Genomic DNA, 15,892 nt, shown 5'->3' on the forward strand with positions numbered 1-15,892 from the left:
GCTGCCCGTGCCTGACGGGCAGCCTCATCCTTCAGACGTCCGATGCATCCTCGTCGATGCGGCGATGCGCCTCGTCCGTGGCGTGCACTTCGTACCACATCGCGTTGAGGATGCCGAAAGCACACGCCAGGCCCAGGCCAAGAATCCAGCTGAAATACCACATGCGCGTTCTCCGGGAGGTCAGTAGTCGCTGCGCGATTCGCGTACGTGCTCGAGCGTGACGCGTCCACGCATCACGCGAAACACCCACGAGGTGTAAAGAAGAATCAGGGGCAGAAAAATCACGGTCGCGAACAGCATCAGTTGCAACGTGCTGCGGCTGGACGAGGCGTCCCACACCGTGAGGCTCGAACGCGGATCCAGGCTCGACGGCAGCAGGAAGGGAAATAGCGCGAAACCTGCCGACAGGATCGTGCCGATCACCATCAGACTGCTGCCGATGAAACCCATGACTCCCAGCTTGCCCACCTGCCATTGCAGCACGAGCGCGCCGAAAAATGCCGCGATCGGTGCCAGCCAGAATGCCGGGTACTGCATGTAGCTGGCGAACCAGCTTCCGCCGACGGCCACTTGCTTGAAGAGCGGATTGGACACGCCATTCGGTTCGACCGTGCTGGCGATGGCGTAACCCGGCAGCCCGTAGGCGAGCCAGACGCCGGCGGCTACATACAGCACGGCCCAGGCGACGCAAGCGAGTCGGGCGATGCGCGCGGCTCGAACGGCGATGCTGTTGTCCGCCTTGAGCGCCGCCCAGGCCGCGCCGTGCGCCAGCAGCATGGTGATCGAGACCAGGCCGGTCACCAGCGCAAAGGGATGCAGAAGGTTGAAGAAGCCGCCCTCCCAGGTCATGCGCAGATCGTCATCCAGCTTGAACGGCACCCCCAGGAACAGGTTGCCGAACGCCACGCCGGAAACAAGCATCACGACGACACCCGAGGCGACCAGCACCCAGTCCCACAGATCCTGCCAGCGCGTGTGCTCGACCTTGCCGCGAAAATTGAAGCCCACAGGTCGCAGGATGAAGGCCAGCAGCACCAGCGCGATCGCGAGATACATGCCGGAGAAGGAGACGGCGTAAAGCATCGGCCAGGCAGCGAAGGATGCACCGCCGCCCAGGATGAACCACACCTGGTTGCCTTCCCAGGTCGGTTCGACGGTTTCGAGCAGAACGTGGCGTTCGTCGGAGTCGCGTCCGAGGATGCGCAGCAGGGCGGCAAGGCCGAAGTCGTAGCCGTCCATGACGGCGAAGCCAATGAGGAGCGCGCCAAGCAATGCCCACCAGATGACGCGCAACGTGTCGAGTTCGAACATGGTGTTCTCCTCAATCCTGCAGGCTGGGTTGTTCGGAGGCGTTGCGGCGCACGATGGGCCACAGGCCGAGGCCATCCGGCCCCTTGCGCACGAACTTCACCATCAGCGTCGCATCGATGATCGCCAGCGCGCTGTAGAACAGTACGAAGCCGGCGAGCGACGTCCACACCTGTCCCGCCGTCACCGACGACACGCCCAGGGAGGTCGGCAGGATGCCCTCGATCGCCCATGGCTGGCGCCCGTACTCGGCCACGATCCAGCCCAGTTCGGCCGCTACCCAGGGAAGTGGCAGGCTCCACAAGGCCAGCTTGAGATACCAGCGGTTTTCATCAAGTCGGCGCTTGCTGGCCAGCCAGAACGAATAGCCGAACAGGAAAATGAAGTAGAACCCGCAGGCCACCATGATGCGGAACGCCCAGAACAGCACAGGCACATTCGGGATGGTGCTGTTCGCTGCCTTCTGGATGTCCTCCGGTGTCGCCTTGCGCGGATCTTCGACGAAGTGCTTGAGCAGCAAGGCGTAGCCGAGGTCGCGATCATGCGCGGCAAGGATGGCCTTGGCCTGCGCGTTGTTCTTGTCTTCGCGCAGCACGAGCATCGCGTCGTACGCGAGGATGCCGTTGCTGATCTTGCCTTTGGTGTCCTCAACCAGATTGGCGATGCCGGGAATGGGCTTGTCGATCGAGCGCGTGCCGATCAGGCCCATGACCCAGGGCAGGCGAAGCGCGTAATGCGTCGTGCGGTTTTCTACGTCCGGGATGCCGAAGACGGTGAACGAAGCGGGTGCGGGTTCCGTTTCCCACATGGCCTCGATCGCGGCCATCTTCATCTTTTGGTTTTCCGAAACGGCGTAACCGGATTCATCGCCAAGGACGACGACGGAAAGCGCGGCGGCCAGGCCGAAGCTCGCGGCGACCGTCATCGACCGCTTGGCGAAGTCCACGTTGCGACCACGCAGCAAGTACCAGGCGCTGATCGACAGAACGAACATCGCACCAAGCACGTAGCCCGCGCTCACCGTGTGCACGAACTTGGCCTGCGCCACCGGGTTGAAGAACACCTCGCTGAAAGATGTGACTTCCATGCGCATGGTTTCGGGATTGAAGGCCGAACCCACCGGGTTCTGCATCCAGCCATTGGCAACGAGAATCCACAAAGCCGACAAGCTCGTGGCCAGCGCGAGGAACCATGTCACCAGCAAATGCTTGACGGGCGAAATGCGCTGCCAGCCCATGAAAAACACGCCGATCAGCGTGCCTTCGAGGAAGAACGCCATGAGGCCTTCGATCGCCAGCGGCGTGCCGAACACGTCGCCGACGTAGTGCGCGTAGTAGGCCCAGTTCATGCCGAACTGGAATTCCATGGTGATGCCCGTCGCCACGCCCATGGCGAAGTTGATGCCGAACAGCACGCCCCAGAACTGGGTCATGCGCCGCCACACTTCTCGCCTGGTCATCACATAGACGCTCTCCATGATGGCGAGCATCCACACCAAACCGAGCGTCAGTGGTACGAACAGGAAGTGATACAGCGCTGTCAGCGCAAATTGCAGGCGCGACAGGACAACGACATCGGCATCGATGATCATGGATGGCCTGTGTTCGTGGCGGTGGATGAGTGGGCTGGTGCGAGCAGTTGCTCAATGGCGGCCGGACGGGTGTCGGGGCGCGGATGCGGCGCGATGGCGATCCACCAGATCGCGGTCAGTACCACGATTTTGGCGATGACCAGCAGGATCAGTTTTCGCGCCAGACGACGAAGCGTCCGGTCATCCGGTGCGCTGACTTCCAGGACTTGCGGGCTCGACATGTGACGTTCCCGTGATTCAGCTTCGGCGAGAATACGCTCGCTTGATGTGCAAGTCTTGCGAATGAATGTCGCAGGGGCCAGGCACCATCGCCGTGCGAGGCTATCCCGCATTGCCGTCATTCCGGCGAAAGCCGGAATCCATCGGCGGACACGATGATGGTGCGAATGCGCTTCCGAGTGAGCTTGGCCGGATCAACAGGCCGTCAGCGATAGCTCGTTCCTGCACGCGTTCGCCAATGGATTCCGGCCTGCGCCGGAATGACGGCGTGAGTGTGGGGGCGCCACTGGCATGTATGTCTTTGCCGCGGAAGTGTAGTGAGGAGCAGAGACCTACTCCGCATCCTCCTGCCCATCCTCATCCATGTCCAGCACATCGCCATCGTCTTGCGGCGCAAGCGACACACGCGGCCCGTTGTCCATCGTCAGGGTGCCGCTGTCGATGCGCTCGTGATCGCTGTCGACGGTCACGAAACGTGCGATCACCATGCCGCTGCCGTGGTCACCATAGAGATGAAACGCAAAGGTGTCGTCGTCGGGCTCTGCGCCCGTAGCCGTCCAGTCGACGTCCATCTCGCGAATCGTGCCAATGTGTTCGATCACGGTCGGGTGCACGGCCATCGCGCTGCGCGCCTGGTCGGTGAAGGCGTCCCAGCCCCACCAGGCGACCGCGCCCGCGCAGGCGGCGACGAGCGCCACCACGCCGGCTCCGACGGCGATCCAGAACCCTGCGCCGCGACGCTTGCCGCCGGTGGTGGGCGGCAGCGGGGCAGGTCCCTGCAGGGGTTCGGGGGTGCTCATGGACGGGTCAGATCAGGCCGAAGGCGTTGCGGGTGAGGTTTTCCGGTGCGCCATCGGTGCACACGACATCGTCTTCGATGCGAATACCGCCGTAGGGACGGAAAGCGTCGATGCGGGCCCAGTCGATGTCGCCGGCGAACGGCTTGCCGCGCAGTTCGTCCAGCAGCATGTCGATGAAGTACAGGCCCGGCTCGATCGTCACCACCATGCCCGGCTCGAGCACACGCGTCATGCGCAGGTAGGGGTGGCCCTCCGGGCGCGGGATGCTGCCACCGTCTTCGCTTTGCTGGAAGCCGGCCACGTCGTGCACCTGCAAGCCAATGGGGTGGCCAAGGCCATGCGGGAAAAATGCGGCGCTGACGCCCTGCGCGACGGCGCTTTCCGCGCTCATCCGGATGATGCCGTGCTCGCGCAGCACGTCCGCAAGCACGTGGTGCGCATGGATGTGCAGCTCGGGATAACTCTGGCCCGCGCGCACCTTGTCGACGAATCCAAGCTGCGCCTTCTCGACACTGTCGATCAGGGCCTGGAACTCCATGTGTCCGACACCCGCGTACGTGCGCGTGATGTCGCTGGCGTAACCCGCGCAGCTGGCGCCGGCATCGATCAGGAACGAACGACTGTGCTCGGGCGCGACGCGGTCGAAGTGCGTGTAGTGCAGCACCGCGCCGTGTTCGTTGAGGCCCACGATGCTGCTGTAGGGCAGTTCGGCATCGATGGCCTGCGCAGCCTGCAGATAAGCCTGGTGGATACCCAGCTCGCTTTCGCCGGCGCGGAACGCCTGTTCGGCGGCGTGATGCGCTCGCGCACCCACGCGGCTGGCTTCACGCATCAGGTCGAGTTCGTACGGCGTCTTGTACGAGCGATGCCAGTGCAGATAGTCGAGCACCTTTGGCGGATTGTTCGGCTCCATCCCCTTCATCACCGGGTAATCCGCGGCAATGACGGCACGACGCGTTTCGGCGCCCGGCAGTTGCGCGATGCCTTCCTCCGGCGTGCGCACGATGGTGATGTCGAACTGCCCGGCCCAGTAGCCACTGGGCGCTTCCGGCACCACGTGCCAGTAATCGTGCGGTTGCAGGAAAATCAGCCGGGTCTTCTTGCCTGGCGTGTGCACGATCCAGCTGCCGGGTGCATCGGTCAGCGGCAGCCACTGCTTGAAATGCGGGCTGGCGACGAAAGGGTAATCCTGGTCGTCCAGGAATTTGCGGATCGGTGCGCCGGCGGCGATCACGAGATGATCGAAACCACCCTTGGCAAGAGCCTTGTCCGCGCGGTCGCGCAGCGTGGCGATATGGTCGGGATAGTGCAGGGCAAGCAGGTCGATCATGGGGATTCCTGGCGTGGCGCCGCGAGGCGTTGGGGACAGGTCATGATCGCGCGGTTGGGCTGGCGGTGCCAGCCATGGACGGGACGACTAGCCGCGACTCCCGGGCAATTCCAGCCACGCATCCAGCACCGCCGCGTCCGTGGGGCTGATGGCAATGATGCGGTATCCCGACCAGATCTGGCCCGGATTGGATGCCGCTTCGTGCCATTGCTCCTGGATGCCCAGGTCGATGGCCTGCGGGTGCTGCGTGAGCCCCGGCAGGGTCAGGCTGACCTGGTAGACGGCCTCATTGCGCGGCGGATACACGCTGATGATCAGCAGGCCGCTTGCGGAAATGTTGCCCAAGTGCCCGAGCGGGCGCTGGTTGATGGTGTCAGACACCACGACGGTGAAATTGGCGCGTTTGCGCTGCGCGCGGCGCTGGTCGATCGAGGTGATGTTCTGGGTCACGACTGCGCGTCCTTCGATTCGTCGGCCGGGCTTGCCGCGCTGCGCAGGCTGCCCGTGAGCGCGTGCATGGCGCGATCGAGCAGGCTGTCGCGCGACTTCACGGCTTCGCGGACGCGGCCGCTGGCCATTTCATGCGCCAGTCGCTCCAGCGAAATCTCTTCGCTGCGCAGGCCGCGGCGCGTGACGAACAGGCTGTTGCCCGAGACGGGCGAATACCACGCAAGCTTGCGTGGCGTGATGCGCCCACTGGCCGGGTCGATAAACTCGAACCAGCTACCGAACGGCAATTTTCGCAAGTGTTCGTGAATGCGCTGCTCGGATGGCGTCGGCACGTGCGGTGACTGGGGGGCGGCGGGTGCCTGCACGGACTCGCTGGAAACCTGGTGTTCGCCCAGCCGCTGATGCTGCTTGAGCTTCATGGCCAGGCCGGTGGCCGTGGGCGCGTCGTCCTTGTCTTTGGTGCCTGCCGGCGCGCTGTCCGGCACGCCGGCGAGCCGCTGCGCCACCTGATTGGCTTCGTCAGCGTGCATGCCGATCTGCTGCAGACCGGTTTCGACTTCCTGCAGCAGGCGTTCGCGATCATCGACCGGCAATCGGCCGAGCAGCTGATCGGTGATGCGCAGGCGCGCGGCGAACACGTCACTCTCTTCGCCGTTGCGCAGGAGCGTCAGTGCGAGGACATCGGACCAGGCGCGTTCGAGCAGGGTGCGCAGCAGTCCGCGCGGGGGATTGAGTTCGAAACGTTCGGCCATCAGGCGCGCGGCCTGGCGACGGGCCAGTTCCAGGCGCTCGCGACCCTGCATGGCCTCGATCTGCCGCCGTTCGGCGATCTGCGCCTTGCGGTTGAGCATGCCCAGGTGATGTTCGATGTCGGCTAGCAAACTGGTGTAGAGGCCGGTGCTCGGCGGCTCGCGGCGTGCGCGTTCGACCAGTTGCGAAAGCTTGGTGGAGAGACCGCGATCCGGATCGCCTTCGGAGCCATCCAGCCAGTCGTTGGCGGCTTCGGCGACGGTGCCAAGCAATTTGCGCGCGGGATGTTCGCGCTGATCGAAGAAACCGCGATCCGTGACGGCCATGCGTAGCAGGGGAAGCTGCAGCTCGCCGAGCAGGGAGTGGGCGTTGCTGCCCTTGTTGAGCTGGTTGCCGAGCTGGTCGAACAGCAGGCTGACCAGTTCAACCGTGTCGTTCTGTTCTGCCGAAAGATGCGTGCGTTGCGCATCCGGCGTCTTGCCGGCGTTGAGCTGCATCAGCAGCTCTTCGCGCAAGCGCTGGGCGCTTTGCAGCTCGCGCGTAGCCTGTTCGGTCACATGGGCCAGGTGATGCTGGACGGCGCCGAGCGCGAGTTCGAGTTCTTCCGGTGTCGCGGGGCGGCCGCCGGCGGGCATGGTGCCGTAACCGCTGCGCTGGCGGGCCAGCATTTCGCGCAGGCTGTCGAGCACGGCGATGTGGTCGGGATGCTGGCTCGCGGCAACCGGGGCGGCTTCCGGCGCCGGCTCAGGCGTGGGTTCAGGGGCGCGTTCGCGCGGCGCGGCCGCTGAGGCGGTGCGCTGACGTTCCGGCTGCCGCACCACCGGGAAGGCGCGCAGCTGCGGCAAGATGCCGTCGCCTACCAGATGCTGGTTGACCGTTTCATACAGCGTGGCCAGATGACTGGACACGGCCGACTCGAAACTGTCCAGCAGCATCAGGCGATGCTGCACGGGCATGTCGATGAACTGGCCGGCATCGTGGAAGGCGCGTGCCATCGCGTGCGGGCCAAGCGGCAGGGCCAGTCCTTCCAGGGGCGGCATGCTCACCAGGACGGCGAAGCGATAACCGAGTTCGAACAACAGGGTGGCGTTGCGCGACTCGCCGCGGGCGGCCAGCTTGCCCAGCGCGACGGTCTGTTCGTGGTCACTCTGTTCGACCAGGCTCAGGGGTTGATGGGCCGACGTCGTGATGGCATCGACTTCCTCGCCCAGGTGACCGAAACGGCGACGCAGGGCGGCCGCGAAATGTTGTTCCAGGGTGCTGCGATTTGCCTGCAGTTGCTGGCGAACGGTCAAGTGGACCTGCTGGTCCATGTGATTGTGGGCGCGTTCGGCGGCGGCAAACAGGCGTTGCTCGGCATCCGCGATGCAGATGCGCAGCGGTGCTTCGAGCCAACTGATGCATAGCGCGTAGGTCTCTTCCACCAACCGTCGCGTACGCGGTCCCCAGCGCTCGCTGTCAAAGCGATCGTTGCGTCCCCACGCAAACGGCTGGCGTCGACCTTGCTGTTCGACATCCATAGCGGCACCGCCGATTTTCCCCTGTTGGCACAAAGCATAAAGGGGAGTTGGGGCCGATGCCATCGGCTGAACGGGGGAGGTTTTTGCGAAGCGGTCGGCCGGATGCCATGGGGGGCATCCGGCCAGGTGGCCGGTCAGAGGAACAGGCCGATGACGTCGTTGAGGAAGCGCTGGCCGAGGGCCGTGGTCTGTAGGCGATCCTCGTTGGCGAGGAGCCATCCACGCTGGCGGGCATCGGCCAGCGCGGTGGCGATCGCCTCGGCGGGCAGGCCCGTGCGCTGGGCGAACTCGGCCATGGGAACGCCGTCGATCAGGCGCAGGGCATTGAGCATGTACTCGAAGGCAAGCTCGTCCCCCGGAACGACATGGTCGCCGCCGACCAGTCCCGTGCCGCCCGCGGCATCGAGGTAGGCGCGGGGGTGGCGGGTTTTCCAGCGACGGTGGATGTCGCCGGTGGCAACGTTGCTGAGCTTGCCGTGCGCGCCGGCGCCGATGCCCAGGTAGTCGCCGAATTGCCAGTAGTTGAGGTTATGCGTGCAGCGACGCCCCGGTCGCGCGTACGCCGAGATCTCGTACTGCCCGTAACCGGCCTCGGCCAGTCGCTGCTCGCAGGCTTCCTGCATCGCCCAGGCATGATCGTCATCAGGCAGGGGTGGTGGGTTGGCGGCGAAGGCCGTGTTGGGTTCGAGGGTCAGCTGGTAATGGGAGATATGCGACGGCTGCAGGGCGATCGCGCGCTCGACATCGTGCAGGGCGCCGGCCAGGTCTTGCTCCGGCAGGGCATACATCAAGTCGAGGTTGAAGTTGTCGTAGCCCGCGTCCTGGGCGGACTTCACCGCCGCTTCGGCCTCGCTGGCCGAGTGGATGCGACCGAGCCGCGCGAGCTTGGCATCGTCGAAACTCTGTATGCCGAACGATAGGCGGTTGACCCCGGCGGTGAGATAGCCGTCGAAACGTCCGTGCTCGACCGTGCCCGGGTTGGTCTCCAGGGTGATTTCGGCGTCGTCGGCCAGCGGCACGCGTTCGCGTACGCCGTCAAGGAAGCGGGCAATCAGATCGGGTGCGAACAGGCTCGGCGTACCACCGCCGAAAAAGATGCTTTGCACGACGCGCCCCTCGAGCGCCTGCGCGAAATCGGCGCGATCGGCGTCCAGGTCGGCCAGCAGCAGGTCGACGTACTGCGCGTAAGGCGGCGCTTCGCCGCGCACGCCGTGCGAATTGAAGTCGCAGTACGGGCACTTCTTCACGCACCAGGGCATGTGCACGTACAGCGACAGGGGCGGGGCCAGCATGCTCATGGAATCAACCGATGTCGTGGCGCAAGCGCTCACGCAACAGGGCCATGGCCTGGCCGCGATGGCTCAACCGGTTCTTCACGGCCGGTTCGAGTTCGGCGGCGCTGAGGGCCTGACCCTCCGGCAGGAACAACGGGTCGTAACCGAACCCGCCCGGGCCACGCGGCGAGTCGAGCACGCAACCGTGCCAGCGACCCTCGGCGATGAGCGGCGCGGGATCGTCGGCATGCTGAACCAGGGCGAGTACGCAGATGAAAAACGCGCCTCGTGCCGGCGTCGGCACGTCACGCATGTCCTGCAGCAACTTCGCATTGTTGGCCGCGGAATCGCCATGCACACCGCTGTAGCGCGCCGAGTACAGGCCCGGCGCGCCGTGCAGATGCGCCACGCACAGGCCCGAATCGTCGGCGAGCGCCGGCAGACCCGTGGCCTGCGCGGCGTGGCGCGCCTTGAGCAGCGCATTTTCGACGAAGGTCAGGCCGGTTTCCTCGGCGTCTTCCACGCCCAGGCTCACCTGCGTGACCACTTCGATGCCGCTTTCGGCGAACAGCGCACTGAACTCGGCGAGCTTGCCGCGATTGCTGCTGGCCAGGACGATGCGCTTGTCCATGCTCAGCCCTGGGCCAGGGCGGCGCGCTGGGCGGCGACAAGCTCAGCGATGCCCTTTTCGGCCAGCGCCAGCATGTCGTTCATTTCGTCGCGGCGGAAGGCGTGGCCTTCGGCCGTGCCCTGGACCTCGATGAAACCGCCGCCGTCGTTCATCACGACGTTCATGTCGGTGTCGCACGCGGAGTCTTCGAGGTAATCCAGGTCCAGTACCGGCACGCCCTGGTAGACGCCGACCGAGACCGCGGCGATGGCGCCGAGAATCGGGTTGCGTCGCAGGTTCTCGCGCTTCATCAGCAGGTTCACGGCATCCACGAGGGCCACGTAAGCACCGGTGATGGCCGCCGTACGGGTGCCGCCGTCGGCCTGGATGACGTCGCAGTCGAGGGTGATGACGCGTTCGCCCAGGGCCTGGCGATCCACGCAGGCGCGCAGGCTGCGGCCGATGAGACGCTGGATTTCCATGGTGCGGCCGCCCTGGCCGCCACGCGCGGCTTCGCGCTGGGTGCGGCTGGAGGTGGCGCGCGGGAGCATGCCGTACTCGGCCGTGACCCAGCCTTCACCCTTGCCACGAAGCCACGGCGGCACGCGGTCTTCGATGCTGGCGGTGCACAGGACACGGGTATCGCCGAAGCTCACCAGGACCGAACCTTCGGCATGGCGGGTGAAATGGCGCTCGATGGTGACCGGGCGCAGCTGGTCGCTGGCGCGGCCGCTGGGGCGGCCACTGGGAAGGATGGGCTGATTCATGGGGTCTTGGATGGCCTGATTGGGCAAGGCGGGCGCTAGAGTTTACCATTGCGCCCTTTCCGGCCGCCCGCCACAGCAAGGTTTTCCCATGATCCGCAGCATGACTGCCTACGCTTTCGCCGAAACGACCGGCCCCGTCGGCACGCTCAGCTGCGAGCTGCGCACGGTCAATCACCGGTACCTGGAGCTCAGCCCGCGCCTGCCGGACGACCTGCGCAGCTTCGAGTCGGCCCTGCGCGAGCGCATCGCCAGCCGCCTGTCGCGCGGCAAGGTGGACCTGACGGTTCGCCTGCGCAGCGAGACCAAGAGCGACAGCCTGCAGCTCAACCACGCCATGCTGGGCCGCTTGTCGGAGCTGGCCATGGATATGGAGTCGCGCTTTCCGAACCTGCGCATCGAGTTCACCGAGTTGTTGCGCTTCCCGGGCGTGATGCAGCAGTCCGACGTCGATCCGGACGTCCTGCAGGCGGCGCTGTTCGGCGTACTCGACGATGCGCTGACCGCGCTGACCGCCACCCGCGAGCGCGAAGGCGCCAAGCTGGCCGAACTGCTGAAGGAGCGCCTGGACGGCATCGAGCGCATCGTTGCCGACGTGCGCGAGTGGATGCCGCAGATTCGCGAAGGCCTGCGTGCGCGTCTGGAGTCGCGCCTGGCTGACCTGAAGCAGCCGGTCGAACCCAGTCGTCTGGAGCAGGAACTGGTGCTGCAGGTCACGCGCGTCGATGTCGACGAAGAGCTCGATCGCCTCACCACGCATATCAGCGAGGCACGTCGCGTGCTGGGCCTCAAGGAGCCGGTCGGCCGTCGCCTGGATTTCCTCATGCAGGAATTCAACCGCGAGGCAAATACGCTGGGCTCCAAGTCCATCGATTCGCGCACCACCAACGCGGCCGTCGAGCTGAAAGTGCTCATCGAGCAGATGCGTGAGCAGGTGCAGAACATCGAATGAATACCGCAGACGCCAACGGAGCGCTGGAAGGCACCCTGTTCGTGGTGGCCGCGCCTTCGGGTGCCGGTAAGTCCACGCTGGTCAATGCGCTGCTCGAGCGCGAGCCGGATATTTCACTGTCGATCTCGCACACCACGCGACCGCCGCGACCGGGCGAGATGTACGGTCGCCATTACTACTTCGTCGAGCGCGCCGCGTTCGAGCGCGAGATCAGTGAAGGCATCTTCCTCGAGCACGCCGAAGTGCATGGCAATCTTTACGGCACCTCGCGCACGACGGTGTCCGACCTGCTGTGCCAGGGCAAAGACGTGCTGCTGGAAATCGACTGGCAGGGCGCGCGCCAGATTCGCAAAAGCAAGCCTGATTGCGTCAGCGTGTTCATCCTGCCGCCGTCGCGTGTGGAGCTGGAGCGTCGTCTGCGCGGACGGGGTTCGGACAGCGCCGAGGTAATCGAGCGGCGCCTGCACAACTCGCGCGAGGAAATTTCCCACGCCCACGAGTTCGACTACATCATCGTCAACGACCAGTTCGATGATGCCCTGGCCGACCTCCAATCCATCGTGCACGCCGTGCGGCAGCGCGCCGGCTTGCAGTGGAAGCGGCACGAGAACCTGATCGCGGAACTGCTCGCCTGAGCGATTCGCAGGGCATGGCAAGTCCACCGAAAGGTCGTCCGGGTGAAATGCACGCGCTTAACCGCCGGCTTACCCCGCGATGCCCCTGTCATAGCCTTCGCCCCCGCCATCGGCTACCTTCCATCCTTTACCCGAAGCCATGCTGCCCATGACCGATCCCACCCGCGCCAAGCCTGAAGACGACGCCATCGTGCGTGTCCGTGGCCTGACCACGGTGCTCAACGGCAAGACCATTTTTGACGCGATGGATCTCGATATCCCGCGCGGCAAGGTCACTGCCATCATGGGTCCCAGCGGCACCGGCAAAACCACGCTGCTCAAGCACATCACCGGGCAGATGCGCGGCGATGCGGGCGAGGTGTGGGTGGATGGTCACAACGTGCCGACGCTCGGCCGCGAGCAGCTGTTCGAGCTGCGTGAGCGCATCGGTTACCTGTTCCAGAATTCCGCGTTGCTGACCGATTTCGATGTCTTCGAAAACGTGGCGTTTCCGCTGCGCCAGCACACCAGCCTGCCGGAAGTGCTGATCCGCAACATCGTGCTGACCAAGTTGCAGGCCGTGGGTCTGCGTGGCGCGGCGAAGCTGATGCCGACCGAGTTGTCGGGTGGTATGGCGCGACGTGTGGCGCTGGCGCGTGCGATCGTGTTCGATCCCATGCTGATCCTGTACGACGAGCCTTTCGTTGGCCTCGATCCGATTGCGCTCAACCAGGTGCTCAAACTTATACGCACCCTCAACCAGACGCTGGGCATCACCAGTGTGCTGGTGGCGCACGAGCTGGCCGCGGTGCAGCAGGTGGCCGACCACGTTTATCTGATTGCCAACGGCAAGGTGGTGGCGCAGGGCGATCCGCGCACCATCGCCAACGATGGTTCGCCGTGGACGCGCCAGTTCTTCGGCGGCGACGCGGACGGCCCGGTGCCGTTCCAGTATCCGGCGGGCGATCTCGGTGCGTCGCTTGGATTCACGAAGGAAGGCGCATGAGCGAGGCACGCGAAAACATCGTCACCCGTTCGCTGGCGCAAATCGGCAACTGTGGATTGTTCCTGCTGCAGATTCTGGCAGCGGTGCCGCGCAGCATGCGGCACGGGCGCGAGACGCTGCGCCAGATCTGGTTCGTCGGCGCGATGAGCCTGATCATCATCATGGTCTGCGGCCTGTTCGTCGGCATGGTGCTGGGCCTGCAGCTGTATGACGTGCTGTCGATCTTCGGCGGCACCTCCGCGACGGGTACGGTGGTGGCGATTGCGATCTACCGCGAACTTGGGCCGGTGGTGACGGCGCTGCTTTTTGCCGGTCGTGCGGGTACGTCGGTGACGGCGGAGATCGGCCTGATGCGCGCCACCGACCAGATCGCGGCGATGGAAATGATGGCCGTCGATCCGATTGCCTACGTTGCGGTGCCGCGCTTCCTGGCTGGCCTCGTCGCGATGCCGCTCCTGTGCTGCGTGTTCTGCGCCATGGGCATTCTTGGCGGCCATCTGGTGGGTGTGAGCTGGCTGGGCATCGACAACGGCACCTTCTGGTCGAACATGACCGCCACGGTCGAGGTGGGCAAGGACGTGCTCAACGGCGTGATCTGGAAGAGCGCCGCGTTCGGTGCGGTGGTCTCGCTGATTGCCGTGTTCCAGGGCTATACGACGCCGCCGACCAGCGAAGGCGTGGCCTATGCCACGACGCGCACGGTGGTGGCTTCGTCCATCGCCATTCTCGCCCTCGATTTCGTGCTCACCGCGTTCCTGATGTGACCATCGCCATGACCATTTTTCGCAACTTTCTGATGAGGATCGTGCCGTGAGCCAGAGACCATCGTATGCCGTCGGCACCGGCCTGTTCATCGTGCTTGGATTCGCCACGCTGGGCTATCTCGCCACGCAGACGACGTCGGTTGCCAACCGCAGTCGCGGCCCGAGCTATGTCGTCGAAGCGCATTTCGCCAACATCGGCCAGCTCAAGGAGCGGGCGCCGGTGAAGGTGGCGGGCGTGCGCATTGGTCAGGTGCAGTCGATCGTGCTGGATCCGGGCAAGGAGACGGCGGACGTCAAGCTCGCCATCGACACCAGGTACAGCCAGATTCCGGATGATTCGGTTGCTACGATCTTCACCAGCGGCCTGTTGGGCGACCAGTACGTGGGCATCCAGTACGGCAGCTCGACCAAGCCGGTCGCGGACGGTGGCACGCTGGCGCTGACGCGCCCGGCGCAGCAGCTGGAAGAAATGCTCGGCAAGTTCTTCGGTGCGGGTGGCGCGGCAGACAACCTGTCCGGCAGCTACCGGATCCGCGCCCGTTTCACCAACGTCGGTGCGCTCTCCGTGGGTGCGCCGGTGAAGATGGCCGGCGTGGCGATCGGCAGCGTGGCGTCGGTGAAGGCCGACCCGGTCAAGCTGGACGCCGAGGTGACCCTCGCCATCGACAAGAAGTACAGCCAGATCCCCGATGATTCGGCCGCGGCAGTGTTCACCAGTGGTTTGATCGGCACCCAGTATGTTGCGATCCAGCCCGGCGGCTCGCCGGACAATCTCAAGGACGGCGATCAGATGGTGCTTACGCAGTCGGCCCTTCAGCTGGAAGACCTGATCGGAAAGTTCCTGGTCAACGGTTCGCCCAGCGACAAGAAGCCGGCCGATAGCGACAAGCATTGATCGCCGCCCCCATCCCTTTATCCCAGGAGTTTTCCATGTTGCGTAGTCTGGCTCTTGCCACCGCCATCGCTTTTAGCGGCGTGATGGCCGCTCCGGTCTTTGCACAGGACGCCGCCCAGCAGGCGCCTGCCGGCCAGTCGCCCGTCGAAGTGGTACAGAGCATTGCTGACCAGTTGGGCAAGGCCATCGACGGCCACCAGTCCGAGCTGAAGAAAGACCAGGAAAAGCTCATCACCGTCATCGATGACATTTTCCTGCCGCATTTCGACATCGATTACGCGTCGATTCTGGTGCTCGGCCAGCACGCCCGCGAAGCGACGCCGGCACAGCGCGAGCGCTTCGCCAAGGCGTTCTACAACTCGATCACCCATCGCTATGCCGAGGGCCTGCTGAACTACACGCGTGGTCGCGTGAAGGTGCTGCCGTTCAACGGCAGCCTGGACGACAAGCGCACCGTGGTGCGTACGCAGGTGGTGCTCGATGACGGCAAGACGGTCCAGGTCGACTATGCGTTTCGCAAGAGCCGCACGGGCGACTGGAAGGCGTACGACGTGATCATCGAAGGCATTTCCTACGTTACCAACTACCGCAACCAGGTGGATGCGGAAATCCGCAAGGTCGGCGTCGACAAGTTGATCAGCAACCTGGAAACCCAGGGCTCCAAGGCACTGGAGACGCTGGAAAAGGACGGCAAGGCCTCTTCCTGATGAGTGCTCCGGCCCAGCAGTTTGCGCTTGCGCAGATCGAACCCGGCACGCTTGGCGTGTCGGGTTCGCTGACGTTCGCGACGGCGGCGGATGCGCTCAAGGCGATCATGGGCGCCGTCGATGGAGCTGGCGCCCCGGCGCGGCTGGATCTGGCCGGTGTGCAGCGCAGCGACAGCGCCGGGTTGGCCTGCGTGCTGGCTGTGCTTTCCGAAGCCAGCTCGCGTGGACGCCGACTGAGCGTCGCCAACGTGCCGGCAAATATGCGGATCCTTGCCCAGGTATGCGAAGTGGACGCGTTGCTGGCCTGAGTCCACGCGCGGTGACATGCCGGTACGAAA

General features: G+C 64.9%; 18 protein-coding genes. 7 read left to right on the top strand and 11 right to left on the bottom strand.

The window, feature by feature from the left end:
* Positions 1–31 precede the first annotated feature (31 nt).
* From cydX to rph, 11 genes are all read right to left on the bottom strand, one after another.
* Complete coding sequence (cydX, locus tag EYV96_RS13210) at positions 32–163, bottom strand: cytochrome bd-I oxidase subunit CydX (protein ID WP_131152006.1); 132 nt, start codon at positions 161–163, stop codon at positions 32–34.
* Positions 164–180: 17 nt separating this feature from the next.
* On the bottom strand, positions 181–1,311 hold the full coding sequence (gene cydB / locus EYV96_RS13215) for a cytochrome d ubiquinol oxidase subunit II (protein WP_131152007.1): 1,131 nt from the start codon (positions 1,309–1,311) through the stop codon (positions 181–183).
* Between the two features lie 10 nt (positions 1,312–1,321).
* Complete coding sequence (locus EYV96_RS13220; protein ID WP_131152008.1) at positions 1,322–2,899, bottom strand: cytochrome ubiquinol oxidase subunit I; 1,578 nt, start codon at positions 2,897–2,899, stop codon at positions 1,322–1,324.
* Entirely contained in the window at positions 2,896–3,120 is a 225-nt protein-coding gene (gene cydP, locus EYV96_RS13225; protein ID WP_131152009.1) for a cytochrome oxidase putative small subunit CydP, read from the bottom strand. Before cydP ends, EYV96_RS13220 begins: the two co-directional genes overlap by 4 nt.
* A gap of 330 nt (positions 3,121–3,450) precedes the next feature.
* Entirely contained in the window at positions 3,451–3,918 is a 468-nt protein-coding gene (locus EYV96_RS13230) for a hypothetical protein (protein WP_131152010.1), read from the bottom strand.
* Between the two features lie 7 nt (positions 3,919–3,925).
* Positions 3,926–5,248 (bottom strand): Xaa-Pro dipeptidase, encoded by a 1,323-nt coding sequence (gene pepQ, locus EYV96_RS13235; protein ID WP_131152011.1) that lies wholly within the window; start codon positions 5,246–5,248, stop codon positions 3,926–3,928.
* A gap of 87 nt (positions 5,249–5,335) precedes the next feature.
* A complete protein-coding gene (locus EYV96_RS13240) occupies positions 5,336–5,698 on the bottom strand; it encodes a PilZ domain-containing protein (protein WP_240732537.1) in 363 nt (120 codons plus the stop codon).
* Entirely contained in the window at positions 5,695–7,968 is a 2,274-nt protein-coding gene (locus EYV96_RS13245; protein WP_131152012.1) for a DUF1631 family protein, read from the bottom strand. Before EYV96_RS13245 ends, EYV96_RS13240 begins: the two co-directional genes overlap by 4 nt.
* A 134-nt stretch (positions 7,969–8,102) precedes the next feature.
* Positions 8,103–9,266 (bottom strand): radical SAM family heme chaperone HemW, encoded by a 1,164-nt coding sequence (gene hemW / locus EYV96_RS13250; RefSeq protein ID WP_131152013.1) that lies wholly within the window; start codon positions 9,264–9,266, stop codon positions 8,103–8,105.
* A 4-nt stretch (positions 9,267–9,270) separates the two neighbouring features.
* Positions 9,271–9,873 carry an RdgB/HAM1 family non-canonical purine NTP pyrophosphatase gene (rdgB, locus tag EYV96_RS13255; protein ID WP_131152014.1) on the bottom strand — a complete coding sequence of 201 codons (603 nt, stop codon included), beginning with the start codon at positions 9,871–9,873 and terminating at the stop codon, positions 9,271–9,273.
* Between the two features lie 2 nt (positions 9,874–9,875).
* Positions 9,876–10,619, bottom strand: coding sequence for a ribonuclease PH (gene rph / locus EYV96_RS13260; protein ID WP_131152015.1), 744 nt, complete (start codon positions 10,617–10,619; stop codon positions 9,876–9,878).
* 88 nt (positions 10,620–10,707) lie between these two features.
* Between rph and EYV96_RS13265 the strand changes: the two genes are divergently transcribed.
* The 7 genes from EYV96_RS13265 (at position 10,708) to EYV96_RS13295 (ending at position 15,862) form a co-directional block, all read left to right on the top strand.
* Entirely contained in the window at positions 10,708–11,568 is an 861-nt protein-coding gene (locus EYV96_RS13265) for a YicC/YloC family endoribonuclease (RefSeq protein WP_131152016.1), read from the top strand.
* Positions 11,565–12,203: a guanylate kinase gene (gene gmk, locus EYV96_RS13270; protein ID WP_131152017.1), complete on the top strand. Its 639-nt coding sequence runs from the start codon at positions 11,565–11,567 to the stop codon at positions 12,201–12,203. Before EYV96_RS13265 ends, gmk begins: the two co-directional genes overlap by 4 nt.
* 148 nt (positions 12,204–12,351) lie before the next feature.
* Complete coding sequence (locus EYV96_RS13275; protein WP_131152018.1) at positions 12,352–13,188, top strand: ABC transporter ATP-binding protein; 837 nt, start codon at positions 12,352–12,354, stop codon at positions 13,186–13,188.
* The gene (mlaE, locus tag EYV96_RS13280) at positions 13,185–13,952 is read left to right on the top strand and encodes a lipid asymmetry maintenance ABC transporter permease subunit MlaE (RefSeq protein WP_131152019.1); all 768 of its coding nucleotides are present in this window, start codon (positions 13,185–13,187) and stop codon (positions 13,950–13,952) included. The genes EYV96_RS13275 and mlaE overlap by 4 nt, the downstream gene beginning before the upstream one ends.
* A gap of 46 nt (positions 13,953–13,998) precedes the next feature.
* Complete coding sequence (gene mlaD / locus EYV96_RS13285) at positions 13,999–14,847, top strand: outer membrane lipid asymmetry maintenance protein MlaD (protein ID WP_131152020.1); 849 nt, start codon at positions 13,999–14,001, stop codon at positions 14,845–14,847.
* Positions 14,848–14,882: 35 nt separating this feature from the next.
* Positions 14,883–15,554, top strand: coding sequence for an MlaC/ttg2D family ABC transporter substrate-binding protein (locus EYV96_RS13290; RefSeq protein WP_131152021.1), 672 nt, complete (start codon positions 14,883–14,885; stop codon positions 15,552–15,554).
* Positions 15,554–15,862, top strand: coding sequence for an STAS domain-containing protein (locus EYV96_RS13295; RefSeq protein WP_131152022.1), 309 nt, complete (start codon positions 15,554–15,556; stop codon positions 15,860–15,862). Before EYV96_RS13290 ends, EYV96_RS13295 begins: the two co-directional genes overlap by 1 nt.
* Positions 15,863–15,892 lie beyond the last annotated feature (30 nt).

Source organism: Dyella terrae (assembly GCF_004322705.1).
Taxonomy (GTDB): Bacteria; Pseudomonadota; Gammaproteobacteria; order Xanthomonadales; family Rhodanobacteraceae; genus Dyella_D; species Dyella_D terrae.